A 7,411-nucleotide genomic window follows, 5' to 3' on the forward strand; every position below is an offset into this window, starting at 1 on the left:
ATTCAAAACAGCGTATGAGGGAAAGTTTGGTTGGATGAAACAGGAAGGAATCGGTTATGGCAAAGTAATCGTGGCAACATAATTAACTACGCTGCTAATCATTGTTGCGGATGTGTGACATACAGCCTTGCTAGGCTTGCAAAGGAACTCTTTTTCGAAGTGCGGTGCAATCGACACGTCGTTAGCCTTCAGCCGTCAATCTATCAGGTGGATTTTAGACGAGCAGTTTCGGGCTGCGGCGGATCACTTTTGGCCTGCAGTTGTTCCCGATCGTGCTGCACCATTTGTTTGGCGAGTTCGGGAAGCGTGACGTTGGCTTTCCAGTTTAATTGACGCAGTGCTTTGGATGGGTCCCCGATCAGTCGTTGGACTTCCGAGGGACGCATAAACGCTTTGTCTTGACGCACATACTGACGCCAATCGAGATCGACTGCTTCGAACGCAGCTGCCAAAAAGTGTTCGACCGTATGCTGAGTGCCCGTGGCAAGAATGAAGTCATCTGATGTGTCCTGCTGTAACATCAGCCACATGCCTTGGACATAGTCAGGGGCGTAGCCCCAGTCCCGAACGGTATCGAGTGAGCCGAGCACCAATTCGTCTTGCAGCCCCATGGAGATCGCTGCCGCGGCTCGGGTGATTTTTCGTGTAACAAATGACTCGCCCCGTCGTGGTGATTCGTGGTTGTAGCAAATTGCATTACAAGCAAACAAACCAAACGATTCGCGATACAGCGTCACCATTTGTGTTGCAAAGGCTTTGGCGACGCCGTAGGGGGTGACGGGACGCATCGCGGTCATTTCGTTTTGCGGTGACTCGAGCGGACGTCCAAAGATTTCGCTGCTGCTGATGTGAGCAAAGCGAGGACGTTTATCAAGGTCACGCAGGATTTCCAGCAGCTTCAGTGTCCCCATCGCTGTGAATTGACAGGTCGTTTCGGGAATCTCGAAACTGGCACCGACGTGACTCTGACCCGCCAAGTGATAAACCTCGTCCGGCGCCGTACGCGTTAAGATGCGGCGAATGGTGGTCGTGTCGTCGAGATCCGCGTAATGCAAAAACAGACGATGATTGTAGATCGAAGCATCGTGAAATAGATGGTCAAGTCGAGTCCGCTGGGTTGTGCTGCTGCGGCGCACCAATCCGTGGACGGTGTAACCCTTTTCGAGTAGCCATTCGGTCAAGTAGGAGCCGTCTTGACCGGTGATCCCTGTGATCAGTGCTGTCTTCATCCTATCAACTCCAATTGACAATCCTCGAGTTTGACGCTGACGCCTTGCTCCATGAAGCGAACGCAAACTAAAAGCCGCGTTTCCTGCTCGCGTCGCAGGATCGTCCCTTCGTATCCTGCAAACGAACCACTGCGAATCCGCACGTTTTGACCGGGTTCAAGCCGACTTTCGATCGTCATGGGAACTCCCAGGTCGATCAGATCATGAATCTGTTTCAGGTCGGCAACAAATTCATCGACATCGGTGATTTCCGCTGCTTTCTGAATGCATCCGCTGCAAAGCGCTTGATAACGAGCTTCGTCGTCATCACCACAGACAAAAACGTAATTGCTAAATAGCGGAGCATAAGATGTCCGCATCCGCCCGGCGGGGGAGCGTTTTCGCTGGGGAACCATGGGGCCGTAGTGCCAAACCTCGTGCTTTAGCAGATGTCGCATCAACTGCTTTTCCTGGCGTGATTTGGTGTACATCAACCACCAACGCTTGGAAGATGTGGTGGGCTGGCAAAGCAAATCCTCGGGGAAACAATCGGGTTCTTGAGGTAAGATCGGCATCGATGGTGACGTAATGAGGAGTCGGCAAAGCTGTCCCGTTTGCTTTCACGTTCAAACAAGGGGGGACGCAGACAGCATGAGACACACGAGATACCTACGCAAGATGATTGATCTCGTTGGCAGCAACAACCTTAGCTTAGCAAACGCAAGCCAAGTTTTTAATGCTGCCGTGGTCTTTGACTGTTCTAACGAACGAACCGATTTGCCTTCCGGCGAGCTGATCCTCTCACAGACTGCCACTAACGCGAGATAAGTGTGGCTGCCTCCTCTGAATCCGCGTTTACAGGTTTCGGCTGAGCTTCTGAGCTTTTCTGCTTAGGCCAAAAGAACGCCCCCGAATCCGTTGCGGCGCATTTTTCGAGAGATTCGATCACGTAATCGATCTGCGGATTCAGTTCGTTGAGTTGCTCGATAAAACCGGCAATATGAGCGTAAACGTTAGGCGATTTTGCAGGGGCAACCATTTCCAACCGCCCAATCACCAACTCGCTGCCATCTTTGGTGCGCTGCGTAAACAGCGGAACACACATCGTTAATTGGTGCGCTTTCTCTGGTAAACGCATGCTGTGCCATGACGCGTGATACCCCTCATGCAACCAAGCTAAATTCAAGTCAATCTTGATGCTAGCGAGGTTGTGGGATTGAGCAAGTTCGACAATCGGTTCCCAAACGGTCTCCCAAGACCCCGATCCTTGGAGGGCATGTTTGCGATGTTGCTTTTCACTCTCACAAACGTCAGGTGATTTTGAAAAGGAATGACAAAAATGGATTGCCCGCGTGACCAACAGTTTCGATTCGGCATGGCCGAACGAGCGAGTGAAAATCAAAAGGCCGAGAGCCAACATCACTCCGACAATCGAAAGCCAAGGGAGTGAAAAGTAGGTGGATACATAGGCCAGAGTGGTGGTGATCAGACACAGGCCTGCCACGACGGCGAGCATCCCAAGGCTTCCGTATTTGGCCTGCAACAGATGGTGCAAATGGGCTCGGTCAGTAATGTAGATGCTGCGTCCGGTGAGCCAACGCCGCAAAATGGCTGCGGTCGAGTCGAACAGGGGCAGCGCGAGGATGGCGACGGGAGCCGAGGCCAAAACGGTCGATTCTTTCGTATTGCTCCAGATCGCCAGCACACCCACAAAAAATCCGATCATCATGCTGCCCGCGTCGCCGAGATAGATGGTCGCAGGGGGGCGATTGAAGGCCAAAAAACCGAGCAAAGCCCCTGACAACGAGAAGCACAAGACTGCCGTCAAGTTGACGCCCGATCGACTGCTCAAAAATCCCAGCCCCGCGCAAACAATACAGCCCACGGTCGTCGCCATTCCATCGGCACCATCGATCAGATTTAGAGCATTGATCGCGATCAATAGCCAAAGCATGGTGATGGGGAAGGCCAGATTTCCTAACGAGATCTCTATCCCCAATAGGTTGATTTGCCGGATCACCGTACCGCTTCCCACTACGGTTGCCACAATCAGGCACTGAAACAGCAGCTTCTGTCGCCCTCGCAAGGGCCAGCGGTCGTCGATCAGTCCGACCACCAAGACCGCCGCTGCGGCAAAAATCAGCACATACCAGCTGGGGTTAAAGTGACCCAGCGAAAACCCGTTGAAGTTTCGATCAATCAGCACCGTGCAAACGAAGCCAAGCAACAGAGAAGCAAAAACGGCCACCCCACCACCAAGCGCAATGGGCGTCTGATGCAACTTTCGTTCGCTATCTGGCTTGTCGATCATGCCCGTGCGAATTGCAAGTGCTCGCACGACAGGAACAAGAAGAAGTGCACTTGCGAGTGAGATTGCTAGACAAGCTAGCAGCAGCCCGTTCATAAGGTTTGCCAAAGAGGATAAGTCTAGTGTGAAACTCGGTGATGCAATGCTCTTGACCCTGCGGAGTCGCTCAATTGAATTCGCAGGATTCGAACCCCGAAGCGTCGAGCTTCGAGGTCACGTCGACGCCGAATCGGTGGTGACCGGATGCCTCGGACGTCAGGACGAAGTGAAAGGAGGCCGTTCTCTCCACTTCGCAAACATTTTAGGCGATGGCGGAATGAGGGCAACCTTTCCTGTCCCAGTATAAAAATTGGATTACAGAATCGAATGGCCTATCCCATCAAAAAACGAGATTTAACACGATCATTAACTGTATATTCCTCGTGGATTAGGCCACTCGGGTGGTTAAAACTGGATTGATCCCGTTTCCTCCTACAACCGCGAGAGTCGTCGCAATGCGTGTTTTCGTGATTTTTGGTTAATCCCGCATAGCCGTCCCGGCGATAAATAGGGTTGAGCGGGTGTTCTTTCTAGCACAACCCGCACAAATAGTAGGACTAGAACACGGAATGCCTTTGCTGCCAAAGGGGGGCCAAATGGCGATTCGTTCAAAAATTTTGCCGCAATCACGAATCAGCGTCCAAAGTGGCGTCGCGGCCGGAACAGATAACCTGAGCCAGAGCTCTTTCCTGTCGTTGGCGAGCAATCGCTCAGGACGGAGGGAGCGACCGATGCCAGGCCGCTTGAGGCATCAAGTTGGCAGGGTGAACCGGCTCGCTCGTACTGCACTGCTGGCTGGACTTTCACTCGTTGTGCTTGGCACGGGCGGGTGTTCGATGTTCAGTGGAGCGGCCCGGCAATTGAAGAATCACGACGGGCTCAATGAATTTATGATTGGCCATCGCAACAAGACGATGGCGGCGAAGGCGTGGCATTGCCAGAAGGTGAACTTCTGTAATCCATCAAGCGCTTTTAAAGATGGTTTTTACGCAGGCTATATGGATGTCTGTAACGGTGGCAGCGGCTGTACGCCCGCGATTGCTCCGTCACAGTATTGGGGCTGGATGTATCAGTCTTCCAATGGCCAACTCGCTGTGAATGATTGGTTCGCTGGGTTCCCGATGGGAGTCAAGGCAGCGGAGCAAGACGGCGTGGGGCACTGGAGTAATGTGCAAACGTCCTATGGTACGGCGTCTCCAAATTTGGCGGCACCGTTGCCTGTGCATGCGGCTCCCACGGTGCTGGATTACGAGCAGCCCGAGGCACTGGAAAGTCCGTTTTTGGATGCTGATGACGACGATTCCGAATTAATGGAACCGGCTGATTCAGGCGGCGGTGACATTAGGCCCAAGGATCGGCTGAAAGATGCTCATGGTTTGTATCAGGAGGACTCGTCTTTCCAGATGCATAGCAGTGGCGGCTACAGTTTCTCGGCTTCCTCGGATTCGGTGCCGGATCTCGAGCCCAAGTTGAGCGACGAAGTGAGTTACTCCGACGCAGACGCATTAGATGCGGACACGATTGTCGATCAAGTTTTTGCTGATCAAGCCTTCGGCAGTCCCGTCTCGACGTCTAATGATGCGGTGGGATCGGCTCCCGTAGCTGATTCCTCCGCAACCAAGTTGCCGTTCAGCTTTCAATAAGCACGGAAAATTTTAAGTTCTGGCGACGCCAAGAAAGCGCCCCAATTACGCATACGCATTGTCCTTAGTTAGAGAGTTCAGGGATGAACAGGAAACCTTTGCAAGCCAAAAAACGGGCGCTCCGTGTACTGCGGTCCTTCAAGACCGCTGCTGCCGCCGGCCTTTTTTGCACAGCCTTTAGTGGTTGTTCGACGCTGACGCAGCCGATTGACGGTGTGCCAGCTAATCGATTACCGCCGCAATTCTTTGCCGAACCAAAGAATGATTTAGTGCCGGTTGATATTTCGCTGCTCTCGCTTGAGCCGCCGCGAGATTATCAGTTGGCGGGGGGCGACATCCTCGGTGTCTACATCGAAGGGGTGCTGCCATTCAATCCGCCCAATGCTCCTCCAGAGCCTCCGCCAGTAAACTTTCCGGACGCTCAGAGCACGCTTCCTCCGTCGATTGGTTATCCGATCGCAGTGCAAGACGATGGAACGCTGGCGTTGCCATTGATCGAGCCTCTTAAGGTCGAGGGGTTGACGCTTGAACAGGTGCGAGAGGCGATTCGTGACGCCTATATCGACAGCGAAATTCTGCGTCCCGAAAAAGCACGACCGATCGTTACGATCATCAAAGAGCGAACTTACGACGTCATCGTCGTTCGTGAAGATGGTGGCAACCTAACCAACCAAAGTATCGCGGCAGATTTTATTCGCGGCACCAGCGATCGAAGTGCAAGCGGGGCGATGGTTAAGCTGCCTGCCTATCAAAACGACGTCTTGCACGCCTTGGTTGAAACCGGCGGTTTGCCCGGTCTGAATGCGAAAAACGAAGTGAAAGTGCTTCGCGCCAGCCTCGCAGATCAACGCAAACGAGCTCAATTCATGCAGCAATTTTACGCTCAACAGCAAGCTGCGAAGCTCGATCCATGTGCTTGCCCTCCGGAATTGCCCGAGGATCCATCGATATTGAGGATTCCGCTGCGAGTCAAACCAGGCGTTGTGCCGGATATTTCAGCCAAAGACATCGAGTTGAAAGACGGCGACATTGTCTACATTGAATCCCGCGAAACCGAAGTCTTCTATACAGGAGGACTGCTCCCAGGAGGCGAGCATTCGCTGCCGCGTGACTACGATCTTGACATTCTCGGTGCCATGGCGATCGCGGGCCAAGGGGTTGGCAGTACTGCGGGAAGTCGTGGCGGAGGAAATGCATTCGGAGTCGGAAGCGTTGGCGGTGTTCCCCCAGGACGCGTCTATATTCTTCGCAAGACACGATGTGATGGACAAGTCGCGATTGAGGTGGACCTCGCCAAGGCGATCAATGATCCTCGCCAGCGGCCACTCATTCAGGCGGGTGACACAATCATTCTGCAGTATAAGTGTGAAGAAGAATTGTTGAACTTCGGTTTAGGCTCATTCTTTACCTACGGGATTACCGAGCTGTTCCGCAACTAGGTGTTCCATTGAAAATCGCAGCCGCAGTGTGAAGTAAAATTCACACTGCGGCTTTTTTTATGTCTCTACCCAAGAAACAAAAGTGTTGCCCAGCGAATAGGCCGCGCCAAAAATCTACTGTTCAGACGCAGGATCGACCTGACATGGGAATTCATGGGCAATCAGCGGTAAGCAGGTCTGGCAGCGGGGCTTTGCTGTGCAGGTCATTATGCCGCGAGCCGTCCGGTGGCAACGAGTCGAACGTTCGTAATTTACCGGGCAGCTTGCGCCCGATGCCATCTACTTTGGTAGCGGATCGGCGCGAGCCGTCCGGTTGCGGCGTGAAGAAAGGTTCGAATTAGAACAAGCGGCTTGCGCCGCACCGCGATGAAAACCACCTGCTTAACACCAAAGTAGATGGCATCGCGCTTCGGCCGGCAGAAACGTGTTGACGCGATCTGATCGTCGCCTCGCAATCAGAATCGAGGATGCGATAGGGCAAAGGTGTGCAGGCGATTGCAATTAGCCCGAGACGTCATTTTGCCGAATTGATTCGGTGCGCGCACGAAAAAACCCGTTTCGGCTGGCGACAGTCCGAAACGGGTTTCCGTTTGTTATTTGATGATGACACAGATCCGAAGATCTGAATTCTGTTGAGTGTAGTGCAAGGTTACTTCCACGGATCCGACATTGTGTTTCACTCCGAAGAGTGATTCGCAAGTCGATTTCTAAGATCCTTAGAAAGGAGGTGATCCAGCCGCAGGTTCCCCTACGGCTACCTTGTTACGACTTAGT

The 7,411-nt window shown here is 53.0% G+C and carries 5 protein-coding genes and 1 rRNA gene; 2 read left to right on the forward strand and 4 right to left on the reverse strand.

Going from position 1 to position 7,411, the window contains the following annotated elements; translation table 11 throughout:
* Window positions 1-203: 203 nt before the first annotated feature.
* From ABD971_RS31945 to ABD971_RS31955, 3 genes are all read right to left on the reverse strand, one after another.
* Window positions 204-1,229 (reverse strand): GDP-mannose 4,6-dehydratase, encoded by a 1,026-nt coding sequence (locus ABD971_RS31945; RefSeq protein WP_345327770.1) that lies wholly within the window; start codon window positions 1,227-1,229, stop codon window positions 204-206.
* Window positions 1,226-1,783: a transcription termination/antitermination protein NusG gene (gene nusG / locus ABD971_RS31950; protein ID WP_345327771.1), complete on the reverse strand. Its 558-nt coding sequence runs from the start codon at window positions 1,781-1,783 to the stop codon at window positions 1,226-1,228. Before nusG ends, ABD971_RS31945 begins: the two co-directional genes overlap by 4 nt.
* Before the next feature lie 239 nt (window positions 1,784-2,022).
* Entirely contained in the window at window positions 2,023-3,546 is a 1,524-nt protein-coding gene (locus ABD971_RS31955) for an MraY family glycosyltransferase (RefSeq protein ID WP_345327772.1), read from the reverse strand.
* A 773-nt stretch (window positions 3,547-4,319) separates the two neighbouring features.
* On the opposite strand from ABD971_RS31955, the gene ABD971_RS31960 reads away from it, so the two are divergent.
* Together ABD971_RS31960 and ABD971_RS31965 are read left to right on the forward strand one after the other, a co-directional pair.
* Window positions 4,320-5,198, forward strand: a complete 879-nt coding sequence (locus ABD971_RS31960) for a hypothetical protein (protein WP_345327773.1) — start codon at window positions 4,320-4,322, stop codon at window positions 5,196-5,198.
* A gap of 83 nt (window positions 5,199-5,281) precedes the next feature.
* The gene (locus tag ABD971_RS31965; protein ID WP_345327774.1) at window positions 5,282-6,637 is read left to right on the forward strand and encodes a polysaccharide biosynthesis/export family protein; all 1,356 of its coding nucleotides are present in this window, start codon (window positions 5,282-5,284) and stop codon (window positions 6,635-6,637) included.
* Between the two features lie 720 nt (window positions 6,638-7,357).
* Here ABD971_RS31965 and ABD971_RS31970 read toward each other — a convergent pair.
* Window positions 7,358-7,411: ribosomal RNA gene (locus ABD971_RS31970) — 16S ribosomal RNA — on the reverse strand; the annotation flags it as partial.

Source organism: Novipirellula rosea, from assembly GCF_039541335.1.
Classification (GTDB): Bacteria; Planctomycetota; Planctomycetia; order Pirellulales; family Pirellulaceae; genus Novipirellula; species Novipirellula rosea.